Origin of the sequence: Aeromonas sp. FDAARGOS 1411, assembly GCF_019047125.1 — a bacterium.
Lineage (GTDB): Bacteria > Pseudomonadota > Gammaproteobacteria > Enterobacterales > Aeromonadaceae > Aeromonas > Aeromonas veronii.
In genome coordinates this window covers 2,543,706-2,559,854 of record NZ_CP077214.1, presented here as the reverse complement: position 1 = coordinate 2,559,854, position 16,149 = coordinate 2,543,706, and the positions used below count along the sequence as shown (strand labels likewise).

Below are 16,149 nucleotides of genomic sequence, written 5' to 3'. Positions count from 1 at the left end.
TCCCGCAACATTACACCTGCGGCGGGGTGCTTTCCGCATTGGACATTACCGCATCAATTTGCACCAAGGCGCCAGCGGGCAGCTCGCTCACGCCAATCACGGTGCGGGCAGGCAGATAACCCGGGAAATATTTGGTGTAGACGGCGTTGACCGCCTCCAGATCCGCGATATTGCCGAGTTGGATATTCACCTTGACGATATCGTCCATCACATGGCCGATGCTCTCCACAATCGCCTTGATATTGCTCAGGCACTGGGCGGTCTGCTCCTTGATGCAGCCAGCCAGGATCTTGCCGGTGGCGGGGTCTATCGGCAGTTGGGCAGAGAGATGGTTGTAGTGGGAGAAGGCGACAGTCTGGCAATGGAGCGGGCTGCGCGGTGCCTTGTCGGTATTGCGGGCGCGGATCACCAGATTGTGACGATCTTCCACCAGTTGCGGCGGGGTGCCGTCACCGTGGGAGATGACCGCATCCATCTGCACCCGCGCCCCCATGGGCAGGGCGGCGGCACTGACTACCGAGCGGGCGGGCAGATAAGCGACGGCGCGGGCAATGGCAGAGTCGGGGAAGAAGGTGGTGTAGACCTCGTTGACGGCCTCCAGATCGGCCAGATCGGTCAGATAGACGGTGACCTTGACGATATCGTCAAACGGCACGTCGATGCTCTCCAGCACCGCCTTGATATTGCGCAGGCACTGGCCCGCCTGCTCCTTGATGCCACCGGCAACCAGCTGGCCAGAGGCTGCATCGACCGGCAGCTGGGCGCCGATATTGTTGTAGTGGGAGAAGGCCACGGTGTGGGTGGAGAGCGGATTGTGCGGCGCCTTGTCACTGTTGCGGGCGAGCTTCACCAGCGGGCAAGGATCTTGCGGGAAGGTGCCTTCGCCGTTGGAGATGATGGCATCGATCTGCACCAGCGCACCCAGCGGCAGGGCGGCGACGGCGAGGGTGGTGCGGGTCGGCAGATAGCCCGGGAAGAATTCGCGATAGACGGCGTTGACCGCTTCCAGATCCGCCATCTCTTTCAGGAAGATGGTCGCTTTCACCATATCGTCCATCACATGGCCGATGCTCTCGATGATTGCCTTGAGGTTGCTCAGGCACTGTCTGGCCTGCGCGGTGACATCGCCGCTCACCATCTTGCCGGTGGCGGGATCGACCGGCAGCTGGGCGGAGATATTGTTGTAATGAGAAAACGCCACCGTTTGGGTGCTGGGGCTCAGGTCCTGGGGTGCATGGGGGGTATTTCTTGCCGACTTGATGATGGTGCCACTCATAGATATGCCTCTTTTTAATATTTGTTGTTCATTCAGGTACAGGTTTACCCCATCTTGTGGTGCGCCATGGCAACTGCGCCAGCGGCGGCATCCCCGGTTATTATTTGTGATCCACTCAATTACTGAGAGGAATAAGGGAGAAGAGGACAGGGTAGATATTTCAGACGCTGCGATTCTATGAGTGGCTATCAGGGGTTGCAAACCGCTGATTGCATTTCTATGAGATGGCTCAATGGGTGCAAATTTAATCATATTGCTATTCAATTCACCCGAAATTGCAGCCAATTCGTGCGCAAATGGTGCCGAACCGGCGAACAGCCTTGCCCTGACTGGGTTTGCTCTCCCCCTCTTCGGGATATTGGCGTGTGAATAAAGGGTTAATATTATGCGCCGATGTGCAAATAATGCATATTATGGTGCATGGATATCTGTTTTCAGCTCTTTTAAGGGGCTATGAAAATTCCCGTGAATATGCATATCAACATTATTAAAGATACCTCTGGAATATAATTCACGGCTTTTGCATTCCTCTCTGTAAATGATTATTCCGGCATACTCGATGACGCCTTGCTGGCAGCTTGGATCTGTTATTAACGCCATAAAGTTCTATGCCATGAATTTGCACGGCGGATCTGCCTCTGCTGCACAGGAGTGGGAAGCATGGCGTTGGCGTGACGGCGTGCGGGAGCAGTGGTGTTGGATGAGAGGTGGTGCTGGATAAGGAAGGAGGATGTGGTGGCAATCCGCGTCTCTTCACGCCGGTTGTATCCCCCGATGGGTGGGGTTGCCCCGCGTCATCGCTTTTTCCACTTTTTGTGGCTTTGTCTGATCTCCCTGTTATCTGTTGCTGGTTGTGATGATTGGGATGGTTTTCAGGGCTCATGAACAGTTTAGATGATTTCGCAGGAATAAATTTCAATATGCTGTTTTTAAAGGGAAATGCGTCAAAAAATGGATTTATCGACCGCTTTTTATTGTTTCTTGATGAAACTGTTAATTAGTGGCGTGATTGCGAGTCAGGTCGCTTTTTTCAATTGCTATTAATCGTATGATTAATAAGGTGATCAAGGAGCCCTGACGGAGAGCATCGAAGCACCGGCAGGCCATTGCCCAGGATTGGCAAACGAGATCGCGTCGCGATCATCATTACCTGACTGTGGAGGATTTATGCTGGGTTTCGTTCTGGGCGATATGTATTGTCAAACATCTGGGCAGCGGTTACCTCCTCGCCTGGGAAAGAGCTTTCCCATTCCTGCCGATTACCGACTGCGCGGCCGGGTATCCGCCGCCATCATGACCATCGAGAGCCTGCTCGATACCCCTTATCCGCAAAAGCAGTTTCGTGATCTGGTCTTTGGCGCCTTTATCGAGCGCCAGCGTCGGCTGTTTGGCGAACATGTGATTGTGGCCCGCATGGAAGGGGAGGAGGGGCTGGAGCTGTCGATTGATCTCTCGTTTGTCAGCACCGCCGTACCTGTGGGCCTGCTGGCCATCTCTGAAGAGCTGGCCCTCGCCACGGCGCCGCGTCCCAAGAAGAGCCATCCCCACTACGAGGCGCTGTGCAAGGCGATCGACTGCATGGTGATGCTGATGTTTTATGGCAAGGTGATCCGCCAGCGGAATACGGTGTTGGAAAATATCGGCCATCAGTTTGGTTATCAGCCCGCGGCGACCCTGACAGCGCGTGTTGGCAAGGGTGGGGAGGATGATTACGACGCCTTCATGGTCAATATCATGACCTGTATTGCCCACTCCAACTCGCTCAAGGAGGCGCTGGAGAATGCCAGCCGGATGGGAATTCAGGAGCCCGCTTTCTTCTGCATCGTCGGGGCGATTGCCAGCACTCTGTGGGGCGTGCCCAGACAGTGGGCGTATCAAGCCTCACAGCTGATCCATCGCTCCCACCACCACTACATCCAGAATCTGCTTCGCTGTGAAACCCGTGCCGGGCGGCGCCATATCAATCTGGAGCCGCCAAAGCCCCCGCTGTTTGCACCGTTCCGGCAACAGGTTGTGCGTCTGTTCAAGGGGGCACACTGATCCGCAGCCCCCTTGTCATCACTCAGGCAGGATAAAGCGCCCCCAGTACAGCCGGACGGCTGGCGCCGGTGACGGCGGGCAGGTTCCCCGGCTTGCGGTGAACAAAGCACATGGCCAGCCAGGCAAAGGCTGCGCCTTCCACCCAGTCGGGGGCAAGGCCCAGCTCGGCGGTGCTGGCGATGCGCCATGCAGGCAGCAGGCTGGCCAGCTCCTTCAGCAAGGGGGCGTTATGGGCACCGCCGCCGCAGACAAACAGCTCGGCTTTCGGCTGGCTGGCACCGACTGATTCGGGCCGAGCGGGCAGTTGGCGGGCGATGCTGTGGCAGGTGAGCGCCTGCAGGGTGCGCTGCACATCCACGGGGGCGTATGAAGTGCCTGCCAGCTCCCCATCGAGCCAATCGAGGGTAAACATCTCCCGTCCGGTGCTCTTGGGGGCGGGGGCGGCGAAGTAGGGGTGAGCCAGCAGTTTCTCCAGCAGGGCCGGGATGGGCTTGCCACTGGCGGCCCATTTGCCACCGGCGTCATAGCTGCCGCCGTGGGGCTGATGACGGCGATACCAGCCATCGAGCAGGGTATTGGCCGGGCCGGTATCAAAACCATAGACACCGCCCGGATTGCCTGGCAGCACCGAGATATTGGCGATGCCGCCGAGGTTCAGTACCACTCGCAGGGCGCCGGGTTTGGCAAACAGCGCCTGATGGAAGGCGGGCACCAGCGGCGCCCCCTGACCGCCGAGGGCCATATCCATGGTGCGAAAATCGGTGATAACGTCGATGCCGGTCAGGGCGGCCAGCAGGGCGGCGTTGCCGATCTGCAGGGTAAACCCGAGCTGGGGGCGATGGCGGATGGTTTGGCCGTGGCTGCCGATGGCGCGAATATTTTTGGGCTCAAGCTTCGCCTTGGTCAGCAGCGCGTGGGTGGCGGCGGCAAACTCTCGCGCCACCAGATTATCGGCCACCCCCATGCGGTCGATTTCGTTGTCGCCCGGGGTGCAGAGTGCATGCAGCGTGCGTGCGGTCTCTTGTGGCCAGGGGTGACAAAGCGCCGCTTCGACCCGCAGTTCATCCCCGGCGATCATCACCAGCACGGCATCAATGCCGTCCATGCTGGTTCCCGACATCAGACCGATATAGCGTTCAGCCATGTGTCTCCTTACATTGCTGCTTGAAAATGCGGTGTGCAGAGAGGGTGAAGAGGGGAACGGCTTTCATCCCATGCCACATGGCGTGGTCTTTGACATCAGACCGATATAACGCTCAACCATGGGGCATCCTCAATGCGGACCGGAAAAAGAGTGAGAGAGACAGGATAGATAAGCCCTTGCTTCCGTGCCACATGCCGCTCCCGGTGTTCCATCTCATCTTATGTCCGAAAGTGGACTCATTTCAATCTGGTTGCTTGGCGCGGGTTCAATAAAAGGGGCTGGCAGGGCCTTCACCCTGCCAGCCCTGATAGCTTAGTTGCCGCGACTATCCCGCTTGTTCTGGGCCAGCTGCAGCTCGGGGTTGTCGAGCTTGGCCAGTTGCGGCATCGCCAGCTTTTTGAAGTTGGCCAGCTCGCGTCCGCTCAGGGTCTCTGCCTGCGGCAGGGTGAGGGTGCGCGGGTTCTTGTGAATGCCGCCCACCACGAATTCGTAGTGCAGGTGCGGGCCGGTGACGCGGCCGGTGCCACCCAGAGTGCCGATGGTCTGCCCCTGCTTCACCCGCTGTCCCTTGTTGACGGTGCGCTTGGAGAGGTGCAGGTACTTGGTTACATAGTTGCCAGCATGCTTGATAAAGACGTAGTTGCCGTTGAACTGGTTGTAACCGGCGGCCACCACGCTGCCGGAGCCCGCCGCCATGATGGGGGTACCCACCGGCGCTACATAGTCGATGCCGTTATGGGGGCGGATCTTGCCGGTCACCGGATGGAGGCGGCGCGGGTTGAAGTTGGAGCTGATGTATTTGAAGTTGACCGGTGCACGCAGGAAGCTCTTGCGCATCGCCTTCCCTTCCGGGGTGTAGTAGTTGCCATCTTCATTGAGCACGGCGCGGTAGGCGGTGCCCTGGTTGACGAACTCCGCCGCCAGAATATCGCCGGAGGCGACCCGCTCGTCGTCGCGGAACTTGTCTTCATAGACCACCCGGAAGCTGTCCCCCGGCTGCAAGTCCTGGGCAAAGTCGATGTCCCAGCCGAAGATGGCGGCCAAGTCCATGATCTGATCTTCGGTCATCCCCGCATCCACTGCGGCGCCCCAGAAGCTGGAGCGGATCTCGCCCTTGCTCACCTGTTCGCGGGTGTCGAGGGCGATTTTGACGTTGCGGGCGACAAAGGTCTCCTCCTTGCGGCTCACCTTGAGCGCCTGCTCCAGACTGTGGGGGTAATAGAGGCTGTGTAGCTCGCCGTTCTCGGTGAGCTTGAAGGTGAGCTCCTGCCCCGGTTGCAGCATCCGCAAGGGATCGCTGCCCTCGAGCTGATCGATCAGGTGCAGATCCGTGGTGCTCAGGCCAATGCGCTGGAAGATGACTCCCATGTTGTCGCCACGGCGTACCTTCACCTGCTTGGTGATGTAGCGCGGTTTGGGCGGGGTGACAGACGGGGCGGCCTCGGCGGTCAGCTCGTCGTTCAGAGTGTTGTCGTTGGCCGGTTCCCGCAGGGCAATTTCGTTGCCGTTTTCATCGACCCGTGTTGCTACTGCCTGTTCGCTTGGCCAGGCAGCCAGCATCATGATCATGATGCTCAAGATCAGCACCATCTTGCGGTGCCAGTGGGGGAGTGCGTTGAAGGCGTGCCAAATAACCATGAGAAGCAGATGAAGTCGGGCAGAATGGACGGATTTTACAGCCTTTCCAATTGGCCCGCCATTCCAGTAATATGTTTGGCCCTGTGGAATCGTGATGGAGAGTCAAAAAATGTCCCAGCTCGAGGTGGCGCTAGCCGAGATCAAGCGCGGAGCGGAAGAAATTCTGGTTGAAGAAGAACTTGTCGCCAAGTTGAAGGAAGGGCGCCCGCTGCGCATCAAGTTGGGCATGGACCCGACGGCCCCCGACATTCACCTGGGTCATACCGTGATCCTCAACAAGCTGAAGACCTTCCAGGATCTGGGCCATGAAGTGATCCTGCTGATCGGTGACTTCACTGCCATGGTGGGTGACCCCTCCGGCAAGAACGCTACCCGTCCGCCGCTCTCCGAAGAGGCTATCAAGCACAACGCCCTCACCTATGCCGAGCAGGCGTTCAAGATCCTCGACCCCGCCAAGACCCGCATCGAGTACAACTCGACCTGGCTGAGCGAGCTGGGTGCGACCGGCATGATCAAGCTGGCGGCCAAGCAGACCGTGGCCCGCATGATGGAGCGTGACGACTTCAAAAAGCGCTACACCGGCGGCCAATCCATCGCGATTCACGAATTCCTCTATCCGCTGCTGCAAGGCTATGACTCGGTCGCGCTGAAGGCGGACGTCGAGCTGGGTGGTACCGACCAGAAGTTCAACCTGCTGATGGGCCGCGAGCTGCAAAAAGATGCCGGCATGGCGACCCAGTGCGTGCTGATGATGCCGCTGCTGGTGGGTCTGGATGGCGTCAAGAAGATGTCCAAGTCCGCAGGCAACTACATCGGCGTCCACGACGCTCCGGGCGAGATGTTCGGCAAGATCATGTCCATCACCGACGATCTGATGTGGAACTACTACGAGCTGCTCTCCTTCCGTCCGCTGGCCGAAATCGAAGAGTTCAAGGCAGGCATCGCTGCCGGTACCCTCAACCCGCGCGATGTGAAGATCTGGCTGGCCAAAGAGATCATCGCCCGTTATCACGACGAAGCGGCGGCCGAAGCGGCCCACGAAGATTTCACCCAGCGTTTCTCCAAGAACGCCATTCCGGACGAGATGCCGGAAATCGAGCTGGCACTGGAAGGTGAAGGTCTGGCCATTGCCAACCTGCTGAAAGAGGCCGATCTGGTGGCCACCACCTCCGAAGCGCTGCGGATGATCAAGCAGGGCGCGGTCAAGGTGGATGGCGAGAAGCTGGAAGATGGCAAGGCACTCATCGGTGCCGGTACCGCCGTCTATCAGGTCGGCAAGCGCAAGTTTGCCCGGGTGACTGTCAAATAAGCAGTACCGTCAAATAAGCAGTCGCATCAGGCAAGCTGGCCATCAGGCCGGTTCAAGCTTGTTCAACAGGGCCTCCTTCGGGAGGCCTTGTCGTATCTGGGCGGCACGGATCTGGGCGATAAAGTGCCGCAGCACGGCACTGCTTGGGTGTGGCCGTGTCGCCAGACTGATACTGGTCATCATGCCGTTGCCCTCAATGGGGTGATAACTGACCCCGAGCGGGCGCAGCGCCGCCACCGAGCTTGGCACCAGGGTCACGCCAAAGCCCGCCTGCACCATGCCGACGGTGGAGATCACCTGCGGGCATTCGGGCCCCAATATAGGCTCGAACCCCGCCTCCCGACAGAGACCCACGATGCCATCATAGAGCCCGGGCCCGATGGCGTGGGGAAACAGAATAAAACTCTCGTCCTTCAGGCTGGCCAGTGGCAAGGGGCCCGGCTTGGCTTTGGGGTGGCTGGTGGGCAGGGCGATCAGCAGCGGCTCCTGCTCGATAAGGTGATGGGCAAAGCCCTCGCTACCCCGGCAGGGGAGCCGCAAGATGGCCGCATCCAGCCGATCGTTGCGCAGCGCCTCCACCAGTGACGGCATGGTGCCCTCCTGCGGGCTGAGGGCCACCTCGGGGTAGCGCTCCCGATAGTCGTGCAGCAGGGTCAGCACCGCGGGGTGGAGCACGGTGGAGCCGGCAAAGCCGATCCGCAGTGCCCCCTGCTCGCCCCGGGCAATCCGCTTTACCTTCTGCTTTGCCGCATCGGCCAGCGCCAGGATCTGCGCCGCATCCCGATAGAGGCTCTCGCCCGCCTCGGTCAGCTCGACACTGCGGGTCAAACGGCGCAGTAGCGGGGTGCCCAGGGTCTCTTCCAGCTTGCGGATCTGCTGGCTCAGCGGCGGCTGGGCCATGTTGAGTGATTCGGCTGCGCGGGTGAAATTCTGCTTTTCAACAACGGCCATGAAGTAGCGGAGCGTACGAAGTTCCATATCGATTGAGTCTCAAAGTCATGGGATCAGCGTATTGGTGTTGAAATGTGAACCAAGTCACCATTGGATCCGAACGCTAACAGGATTCACGGTGGAGGTGAAACCCGAATGGAACATATTGCAACATCTGACAGTGCCGGGTGCAGCTGTGCCCTTGAAGTGAGCCAGCAGTTTTCCCGCTGGCGCAGGCAGCATGACGGTGGCGAGATCTACCAGAGTTCCCTGATGAGCGCCCTGCTGGCGGGGGTCTACGAAGGGGAGACCACCATGAGCGAGCTGCTGCGCCACGGCGACTTTGGCCTCGGCACCTTCAACCACCTCGATGGCGAGCTGATCGCCTTCGAGCGCCAGATCCACCAGTTGCGCTCCGATGGCTCGGCCCGGCCCGCCCGCGCCGATCAGAAGACCCCCTTTGCGGTGATGACCCATTTTCGCCCCTGTCTGGAGCGTCGCTTCGACCATCCCCTGAGCCGTGACGAGATCCACCAGTGGGTGGATCGGCTGGTGGGCTCCGACAACGTCTTCGTCGCCCTGCGCCTCGACGGCCAGTTTGAAACAGCCAAGGTCCGTACCGTGCCGCGTCAGGAGCCCCCCTATCGCCCCATGCTGGAAGCCATCGAACAGCAGCCGCTATTCCGCTTTGCCGAGGTGGCGGGAACTCTGGTGGGCTTTCGCTGCCCGCCGTTCGTGCAGGGGGTCAATGTGGCGGGTTTTCACGAGCACATGATCACCGCCGATCGCAAGGGGGGCGGCCATCTGCTCGACTACACCATGGCCCACGGCACCCTGCGACTTTCTGTGGTGCGTCACCTCAATCTGGCCCTGCCATCGGATCCCGCTTTCCGGCATGCCGACCTCAACCCCGCCGATCTCGATCGCGCCATTCAGGCCGCCGAAGGCTGATAGACAAGGAGCAATATCATGGAAAACAGACAGTGGAAGTGCGGTGCCGAGTTGGTGGTTCGTCATCTGGAGGCGCAAGGGGTCAAGCAGGTGTTCGGTATTCCCGGTGCCAAGATTGATCGGGTGTTCGATGCGCTGGAGGACTCCCCCATCGAGACCATAGTGGTGCGCCACGAGGCGAACGCCGCCTTTATGGCGGCCGCCGTGGGGCGTCTCACCGGCAAGGCGGGGGTGGCGCTGGTCACCTCGGGCCCCGGCTGCTCCAACCTTATTACCGGGCTGGCGACCGCCACCTCGGAAGGGGACCCCATGGTGGCGCTGGGCGGTGCGGTGCGCCGTGCCGACGGCCTCAAACTCACTCATCAGAGCATGGATACGGTCAACCTCTGCCGTCCGGTCACCAAGTTCAGCGCTCAGGTCAACAGCGGGGCGGCAATTTCGGAAGTGATGGCCAACGCCTTTCGCGCTGCCGAGCTGGGGCGGCCGGGGGCGGCCTTTGTCAGCCTGCCGATGGATATCATCAACAAGCCGGTGCAGGGCAATGTGCTGGTACCCCGCGAGGTGCCGGAGCCGGGCTGCGCCGATGAACAGAATATGGAGCAGGCATTGACCCTGCTGCACAACGCCCAGAATCCGGTGGTGCTGCTCGGCCTGATGGCGAGCCGGCCGGAAAATGCCGAAGCGGTACGCGCCTTCCTCGACAAGGCGCGGCTGCCGGTGACCGGTACCTATCAGGCCGCCGGGGTGGTGGACAGCTGCCACTTCGATGACTTTGCAGGACGGGTCGGGCTCTTTAACAACCAGCCGGGGGATCAGCTGCTGGCTGGGGCTGATCTGGTGATCTGCATCGGCTACAGCCCCATCGAGTACGACCCCGTGTTGTGGAATGGCGACAGGGAGCGGCGCATCCTCCATATCGACGTGCTGCCTGCCGATATCGACAGCAGCTACTGCCCGACCGCCGAGCTGGTGGGGTCGATCCGCGCCAACCTGTTGCAGCTGACCCGCATCATGGGCAATCCGAAAATCCGCCCCCCCGAGGTGGATCGGCTGCTGCAAGGGGTTCGCCAGCAGCGGTTGCGACTGGCGATGCGGGCAGACGATCTGCACGGCAATCCGGTTCACCCCTTGCGTATCGTGCGCGAGCTGCAGGATCTGGTGCGCGACGACATGACACTCTGCGTCGACATGGGCAGCTTCCATATCTGGATTGCCCGCTACCTCTACAGCTTCCGCGCTCGTCAGGTGTTGATCTCCAATGGTCAGCAGACCATGGGGGTGGCCCTGCCGTGGGCCATCGGTGCGGCGCTGGTACGGCCGGGTGAGAAGGTGATCTCGGTATCGGGGGATGGCAGCTTTATGCAGTCGAGCATGGAGCTGGAGACGGCGGTGCGGCTCAAGAGCAATATCGTTCACATCATCTGGGTCGATAACGGCTACAACATGGTCGCGATGCAGGAGCAGCAGAAATATTGCCGCACCTCCGGCGTCTCTTTTGGCCCCATAGACTTCAAACGCTATGCCGAATCGTTCGGGGCGGCCGGTTTCGCGGTGCGCTCTGCCGACGAGCTGCGCGCCACCCTGCGGGCCGCACTGGCGGTGGAGGGGCCTGCGGTGGTGGCGATCCCGGTGGATTACTCCGACAACCCGGGGCTGATGGCCCAGCTCAGGCCAGAAGTATTGGCATAAGTGTGAGTAGCGGTGCTGGCCTGAATCCTTGTGTAAGGGCAGGCAGACCCGCCCATATAGCAAAAACCGGCATCAGGGGATGCCGGTTTTTTATTGTTTTGCGGGATGGGTGGCCTTAACGGGCCAGCTGGACGGCGGCGCGTGCGCGGGCCGGTTGTGGGCGCTGTTTGGCTTTTGGCGCGCAGGCCATCTTCAGGCGCAGCCACTCGCGCCACAGCAGCCAGCAGAGCGGCAGGGTGAGCAGCAGCACGGTCGCGGGCTGGGCCATCAGCACCCCATCACGGCCCCACAGTTGCGGCAGCAGGAAGATGAGCGGCAGCAGCAACACGGTTTTGGCGATGGAGATGACCAGTGCCTGACGGGTACGCGCCATGGATTGCAGCAGCACTATGCCGAACATGATGATCCCCTCCAGCGGAATGGCGCCGAGGTTGAGGGTCAGGCTGCTGATGGCAGCGGCCAGCAGTTCGGGATCCTTGTCGCCGGTATAGAGCATGGCGACCTGTCCCGGCAGCAACTGGATGGTGAGCCACACCAGCATGCCGTAGATAAAGGTGAACTTGAGCCCCATCTCCATCAGGTACTTGAGGTTGCGATGGCGCTTGGCCCCTGCCGCCTTGCTGATCAGCGGCTGAATGCCGAACGCCAGCCCCTGCAGAATGACGATAAAGACCGCTTCGGTGTAACCGGCCACGGTAAAACCCGCCAGATCCTTCACATTGCCATACACCATCAGCTGGCTGTTGTGCAGCATCAGCAGCAGGCCGAGGTTGAACTGGGCAATCAGGCTTGGCAGGCCGGTAAAGAGCAGGTGCGGCATGGCGGGGAGGTTGGGCACCAGATCCCGCCAGCTGAGGCGCAGCCGCGCCCAGGGGGTAAAGAAGTAGCCAAGGCCGATCAGGCTCACCGCACCCTCTGCCATCAGGGTGGCTTGCGCGGTACCGATCAATCCCAGCCCCAGCCGACCCACCATGATGTAGTTGAGGATGATATTGAGCACGGCGCCGCTGCTCACCAGCACCATGGCCAGTTTCGGGCGACCATCGTTGCGCAGCAGATAGGGCACCGCCAGATTGCTGGCCAGCAGCAGGGTACCGCCGCCAATCCAGGTGAGGTAGTCGCTCGCCTGTTTCCAGGTCTCGGTGCCCTGTTCAATCCCCAGCCCCAGCAGGATATCGGTGTGGGTGTAATAGAGCAGCACCGGCGCAACGCCCCCGAGTCCGGCCAGCAGCCAGAGGGCGTTGACCAGCGCCTGACGGGCCAGCGTGTCGTTTTTCGCCCCTTGCAGGAAGGAGATGGCGGTGGCCGCCCCCATGCTGATCATGGCGGCCAGACCGATCAGCACCATGATGACCGGATAGACCAGGTTTATCCCGGCGAGGCCAGCGGCGCCGACATAGTGGCCGACGAAGATGCCGTCGATGAGGTAGTAGGCCCCCGAGACCAGCATGGCAAGAATGGAGGGGAGGGCGTAAGCCCAGAAGCGACGGGTCATGGCCCGTTGCCGCAGTGTTAAATAGGCAGACATATCTGTTCTCTCGGGGAGTTCGATTATCGAACAGCTAGTCTAGATTAATACTTATTTGGTGATAATCAGGGTTTCACTTGATGAATTGCTGAGTATTACTCACTAATCCGGGGTTTTGGTAGTGGGCCTTGAGCATGTCGATCAGGATGCGCAGGCCACTGCCCAGTTGATGCCGACTGGGATAGAAGAGGTAGAAGCCGGCAAAGGTGGGGCACCAGGGCTCCAGCACGGTGAGCAGTTTCCCCTCCGCGACCTTCTGGCTCACCTCTTCTTCCAGACAGTAGGCGAGCCCCAGCCCCGCCTCGGCGGCGCCCAGATAGAGGGCCGGGGTGCTGGTGGTGAGCGGCCCGGTTACCTCTATCTCCAGCATGGTGCCGTCGGCGGCAAAGGCCCAGCGATAGTGATGGTGCGGAGTGAGGCGATAGCCGATACAGGCGTGGCGGCTCAGCTCGCTCGGGTGCTCCGGCGTACCGTGCTCCGCCAGATAGGCCGGGGAGCCCACCACCAGATAACGCTGGGGCGGGCCGAGGGGGATGCCGATCATCTCCTTGGGCAGCAGATCGCCATAAAAGAGCGCGGCATCGTAACCATCTTCAATCAGCCGGGGCATCAGCTCCTGTTCCACTACCTCCACCTGCATCCGCGGATAGCGGGCCAGATAGTCGATCAGCACAGGTGCCAGCAGACTGTCGATTGCGCCGCGCGGAGCGCAGAGCTTGAGTCGTCCCACCGGTTCATCGCTGTTGCGGGCCAGCTCGCAAAGCGCCTCTTCCAGGGTATTGAGGGTGGGGAGCAGCTGCTTGAGCAGCCGCTGGCCCGCTTCGGTCGGTACCACGGCGCGGGTGCTGCGGTTGAGCAGCCGTACTCCCAGACGGGCTTCCAGCCCCTTCAGGCTATGGCTGAGGGCGGAGGCGGAGACCCCGAGTTCGAGGGCGGCCTTGCTGAAACTGCGGTGACGGGCGACGGCGGCAAACACCGCCAGTTCGGCGAGATCGGTACGGGTAATGGTCATCATCAATCAACAAAAAGGCGTGAGTCACAAGGGTACGCCAAGGCCGTGCTGCACACAATCCGCGCAAAATGGGTGGCTTGTTGCAAATATGTAGCTGCTCGCAGGCCATTGATTCCAGTGAAACTAAGTTGAATTGTTAAAAAAAACTCACAATAAGGCGCTTTGAGTGTGATCTTGGTCGTCCGAAAGGCGACCAAAATCAAACTTTGGTTGATTAATTCAAAAAAACGCTGTGATTAATAAGGGCATTTAATTAAAGTCAGCCCATCAAGAGTGGTGCACGTTAATCGGTTGTTAAGTGAGACGGGCGCCGACCCTCAGGGTCAAAATCTCGCACTGTTGTTTGTTGCAATCCTGTTGTCACAAGGAGTGATGGCCAGGTTGCCGGGGGGCGAGAGGTTAATTTCAAGGACGGACAGCAGGCGTTCCAGGGAGATGGAACCGGGCCAAGGCCCGACCAAACAAGAATCCCATTTTCCTAGATGACAGGAACAACGTATGTCTGACATGAATATTGCAGCTGATGGTCGTTTAGCCAGCAACACCTCCCGCGGCGTCAACAAGGCCGATGTGGTCTGGATGCTGGGTCTGTACGGTACCGCGATCGGTGCCGGTGTGCTCTTCCTGCCAATCAACGCCGGTGTAGGTGGCCTGTGGCCGCTGGTTGCCATGTTGATCCTGGCGCTGCCGCTGACTTTCTTTGCTCACCGTGGTCTGACCCGCTTCGTGCTGTCCGGCTCTACCCGTGATGGCGACATCACTGAAGTAGTAGAAGAGCACTTCGGCAAGACCGCAGGCAAATTCATCACCCTGCTCTACTTCTTTGCCATCTACCCGATCGTGCTGATGTATTCAGTCGCCATCACCAACACCGTCGAGAGCGTGATTGTTCACCAGCTGGGCATGTCTGCACCTCCCCGTGCCGTTCTGTCACTGGCCCTGATCCTCGGTCTGATGGCGGTTGTTCGTCTGGGCGGCCAGGTTATCGTTAAAGCGATGAGCGTGCTGGTATTCCCGTTCGTGCTCACCCTGATGGGTCTGGCGTTCTACCTGATCCCGCACTGGAACGGTGCCATCATCACTGAAGCTCCGGCCCTGTCCGACGCCTTCAACGGTGACTTCATCAAGACCCTGTGGCTGGCTATCCCTGTAATGGTGTTCTCCTTCAACCACTCCCCGATCATCTCCTCCTTCGCGGTGGACAACAAAGGTCGTTACGGTGAAGGTGCCGAGAAGAAGTGCAGCAACATCCTGCTGGGCGCCCACGTCATGATGGTGATGACCGTTATGTTCTTCGTATTCAGCTGCGTACTGAGCCTCTCCCCGGCTGACCTGGCTGCTGCCAAAGAACAGAACATCTCCATCCTGTCCTACCTGGCCAACCACTTCGATAACCCGGTTATCGGTACTGTGGCTCCGCTGATCGCCATGGTTGCCATTAGCAAATCCTTCCTGGGTCACTACCTGGGGGCGCAAGAAGGCATGAACGGCCTGATGGCCAAGGCGCTGCGCGAGAAGGGCAAGAACGTTGACACCAAGCAACTGAACAAAGTCACTGCTGTGTTCATGATCCTGACCACCTGGGCCATCGCCACCATCAACCCGAGCATCCTCGGCATGATTGAAGACCTGGGCGGCCCGATCATCGCAATGCTGCTGTTCCTGATGCCGATGTACGCCATCACCAAGGTTCCGGCCATGCGCAAATACGCTGGCAACATCAGCAACGGCTTCGTGACCATCATCGGCCTGATCGCCATGTCCGGTATCATCTACAAGCTGATTGCCTGATAACGCCGGTTACCAAGTTGAATGAAGAAGCCGCCTCGCAAGAGGCGGCTTTTTTTATGGCTGTTTGGGGCGGCGAGCGGATGCGGTATCGCTACTTCATCAGCTTCTTCACCTCGTCGCTGGCCAGCGCCTTGTTGAATTTGTCCCGCGCCTCTTTCCCCTTGGCAGAGTTGGTAAAGCAGACGTGGAGCGACTTGTCCTCGAGGATCTTGTCGTTGAAGCCGAGGTTGGCGGCAACGTCCTTGAGCTGGGGATCGCTTTCCAGCAGATAGGTCATCACATTCTGGTCGATGACCGCCAGATCGAGCCGACCGTTGCCGAGCTTGAGCAGGTTCTGGCTGTCCGAGCTGGTGGCGTCAGCCGAGAGTGCCTTGCTGGCCACTTTTTCGTCGAACTCGGTGGTATTCACATAGCCGGTGACGACACCAATTTTCTTGCCCTTGAGGTCATCAAGGCTCTGCCAGGGGATCGGCTGATCGGATCGCTCGGCAAAGCCGAGGGGGCCGTTACCTATGGGGTCAGAGAAGAGGCAACTGCTCTTGGGGTCGAGATACTCGGGGAAATAACCCAGTACCTCGGGGTTGTTGGTCGCCTCGTCCACGGCCCGTTGCCAGGGATAGAACTTGATGGTCAGCGGGTCGCCAGCCAGGGCAAAGGCTGCGGTCACCACCTGACTGCTCTTGCCCTGTTCAGGCAGGCTGGCGCTGGTGTAAGGGGGCCATTCAAGGCTGGTCAACACCGCCGCCTGCGCGGCCGTCATGCCGAACAAGGGAAGAGTGGCCAGGGCGAGGTGCTTCCATTTCAGGCTCATAGAGATAACTCCTTGTGGTCAAACACCCCT

Annotated in this window: 12 protein-coding genes; 5 read left to right on the top strand and 7 right to left on the bottom strand. The window is 59.8% G+C overall.

What is annotated here, in order from left to right:
- Window positions 1-10: 10 nt before the first annotated feature.
- Entirely contained in the window at window positions 11-1,276 is a 1,266-nt protein-coding gene (locus I6L41_RS11265) for a RidA family protein (RefSeq protein ID WP_216958906.1), read from the bottom strand.
- A gap of 1,167 nt (window positions 1,277-2,443) precedes the next feature.
- Here I6L41_RS11265 and I6L41_RS11260 point away from each other — a divergent pair.
- The gene (locus I6L41_RS11260; RefSeq protein ID WP_005358744.1) at window positions 2,444-3,316 is read left to right on the top strand and encodes a hypothetical protein; all 873 of its coding nucleotides are present in this window, start codon (window positions 2,444-2,446) and stop codon (window positions 3,314-3,316) included.
- A gap of 22 nt (window positions 3,317-3,338) precedes the next feature.
- Here I6L41_RS11260 and I6L41_RS11255 read toward each other — a convergent pair whose 3' ends face one another.
- Both I6L41_RS11255 and I6L41_RS11250 read right to left on the bottom strand, forming a co-directional pair.
- Window positions 3,339-4,460, bottom strand: a complete 1,122-nt coding sequence (locus I6L41_RS11255) for an anhydro-N-acetylmuramic acid kinase (RefSeq protein WP_040066620.1) — start codon at window positions 4,458-4,460, stop codon at window positions 3,339-3,341.
- A 312-nt stretch (window positions 4,461-4,772) separates the two neighbouring features.
- Window positions 4,773-6,098: a peptidoglycan DD-metalloendopeptidase family protein gene (locus I6L41_RS11250; protein WP_216958902.1), complete on the bottom strand. Its 1,326-nt coding sequence runs from the start codon at window positions 6,096-6,098 to the stop codon at window positions 4,773-4,775.
- Window positions 6,099-6,207: 109 nt separating this feature from the next.
- Here I6L41_RS11250 and tyrS point away from each other — a divergent pair, with 109 nt between their 5' ends.
- Window positions 6,208-7,407 carry a tyrosine--tRNA ligase gene (tyrS, locus tag I6L41_RS11245; RefSeq protein ID WP_005347884.1) on the top strand — a complete coding sequence of 400 codons (1,200 nt, stop codon included), beginning with the start codon at window positions 6,208-6,210 and terminating at the stop codon, window positions 7,405-7,407.
- A gap of 42 nt (window positions 7,408-7,449) precedes the next feature.
- Here tyrS and I6L41_RS11240 read toward each other — a convergent pair whose 3' ends face one another.
- The gene (locus I6L41_RS11240) at window positions 7,450-8,385 is read right to left on the bottom strand and encodes a LysR substrate-binding domain-containing protein (protein ID WP_103422082.1); all 936 of its coding nucleotides are present in this window, start codon (window positions 8,383-8,385) and stop codon (window positions 7,450-7,452) included.
- A gap of 108 nt (window positions 8,386-8,493) precedes the next feature.
- Between I6L41_RS11240 and budA the strand changes: the two genes are divergently transcribed.
- Both budA and alsS read left to right on the top strand, forming a co-directional pair.
- Window positions 8,494-9,288, top strand: a complete 795-nt coding sequence (budA, locus tag I6L41_RS11235; protein WP_216958900.1) for an acetolactate decarboxylase — start codon at window positions 8,494-8,496, stop codon at window positions 9,286-9,288.
- Between the two features lie 18 nt (window positions 9,289-9,306).
- On the top strand, window positions 9,307-10,977 hold the full coding sequence (gene alsS / locus I6L41_RS11230; protein ID WP_157161226.1) for an acetolactate synthase AlsS: 1,671 nt from the start codon (window positions 9,307-9,309) through the stop codon (window positions 10,975-10,977).
- 115 nt (window positions 10,978-11,092) lie between these two features.
- Here alsS and I6L41_RS11225 read toward each other — a convergent pair whose 3' ends face one another.
- Window positions 11,093-12,505 carry an MATE family efflux transporter gene (locus I6L41_RS11225; RefSeq protein ID WP_216958897.1) on the bottom strand — a complete coding sequence of 471 codons (1,413 nt, stop codon included), beginning with the start codon at window positions 12,503-12,505 and terminating at the stop codon, window positions 11,093-11,095.
- A 73-nt stretch (window positions 12,506-12,578) separates the two neighbouring features.
- Window positions 12,579-13,517, bottom strand: a complete 939-nt coding sequence (locus tag I6L41_RS11220) for a LysR family transcriptional regulator (RefSeq protein WP_042055187.1) — start codon at window positions 13,515-13,517, stop codon at window positions 12,579-12,581.
- Window positions 13,518-14,015: 498 nt separating this feature from the next.
- On the opposite strand from I6L41_RS11220, the gene I6L41_RS11215 reads away from it, so the two are divergent.
- Entirely contained in the window at window positions 14,016-15,308 is a 1,293-nt protein-coding gene (locus tag I6L41_RS11215; RefSeq protein ID WP_005338498.1) for an HAAAP family serine/threonine permease, read from the top strand.
- A 91-nt stretch (window positions 15,309-15,399) separates the two neighbouring features.
- Here the strand turns inward: I6L41_RS11215 and I6L41_RS11210 are convergent, their stop codons facing one another.
- Window positions 15,400-16,119 carry an ABC transporter substrate-binding protein gene (locus I6L41_RS11210; protein WP_216958894.1) on the bottom strand — a complete coding sequence of 240 codons (720 nt, stop codon included), beginning with the start codon at window positions 16,117-16,119 and terminating at the stop codon, window positions 15,400-15,402.
- Window positions 16,120-16,149 lie beyond the last annotated feature (30 nt).

What these genes read in the sequence shown, in the direction of transcription:
- I6L41_RS11240 (WP_103422082.1), bottom strand. Translation starts at nt 8,385, where the DNA reads ATGGAACTTCGTACGCTCCGCTACTTCATGGCCGTTGTTGAAAAGCAG.
- I6L41_RS11260 (WP_005358744.1), top strand. Translation starts at nt 2,444, where the DNA reads ATGCTGGGTTTCGTTCTGGGCGATATGTATTGTCAAACATCTGGGCAG.
- I6L41_RS11255 (WP_040066620.1), bottom strand. Translation starts at nt 4,460, where the DNA reads ATGGCTGAACGCTATATCGGTCTGATGTCGGGAACCAGCATGGACGGC.
- alsS (WP_157161226.1), top strand. Translation starts at nt 9,307, where the DNA reads ATGGAAAACAGACAGTGGAAGTGCGGTGCCGAGTTGGTGGTTCGTCAT.
- I6L41_RS11225 (WP_216958897.1), bottom strand. Translation starts at nt 12,505, where the DNA reads ATGTCTGCCTATTTAACACTGCGGCAACGGGCCATGACCCGTCGCTTC.
- I6L41_RS11265 (WP_216958906.1), bottom strand. Translation starts at nt 1,276, where the DNA reads ATGAGTGGCACCATCATCAAGTCGGCAAGAAATACCCCCCATGCACCC.
- I6L41_RS11210 (WP_216958894.1), bottom strand. Translation starts at nt 16,119, where the DNA reads ATGAGCCTGAAATGGAAGCACCTCGCCCTGGCCACTCTTCCCTTGTTC.
- I6L41_RS11250 (WP_216958902.1), bottom strand. Translation starts at nt 6,098, where the DNA reads ATGGTTATTTGGCACGCCTTCAACGCACTCCCCCACTGGCACCGCAAG.
- tyrS (WP_005347884.1), top strand. Translation starts at nt 6,208, where the DNA reads ATGTCCCAGCTCGAGGTGGCGCTAGCCGAGATCAAGCGCGGAGCGGAA.
- budA (WP_216958900.1), top strand. Translation starts at nt 8,494, where the DNA reads ATGGAACATATTGCAACATCTGACAGTGCCGGGTGCAGCTGTGCCCTT.
- I6L41_RS11215 (WP_005338498.1), top strand. Translation starts at nt 14,016, where the DNA reads ATGTCTGACATGAATATTGCAGCTGATGGTCGTTTAGCCAGCAACACC.
- I6L41_RS11220 (WP_042055187.1), bottom strand. Translation starts at nt 13,517, where the DNA reads ATGACCATTACCCGTACCGATCTCGCCGAACTGGCGGTGTTTGCCGCC.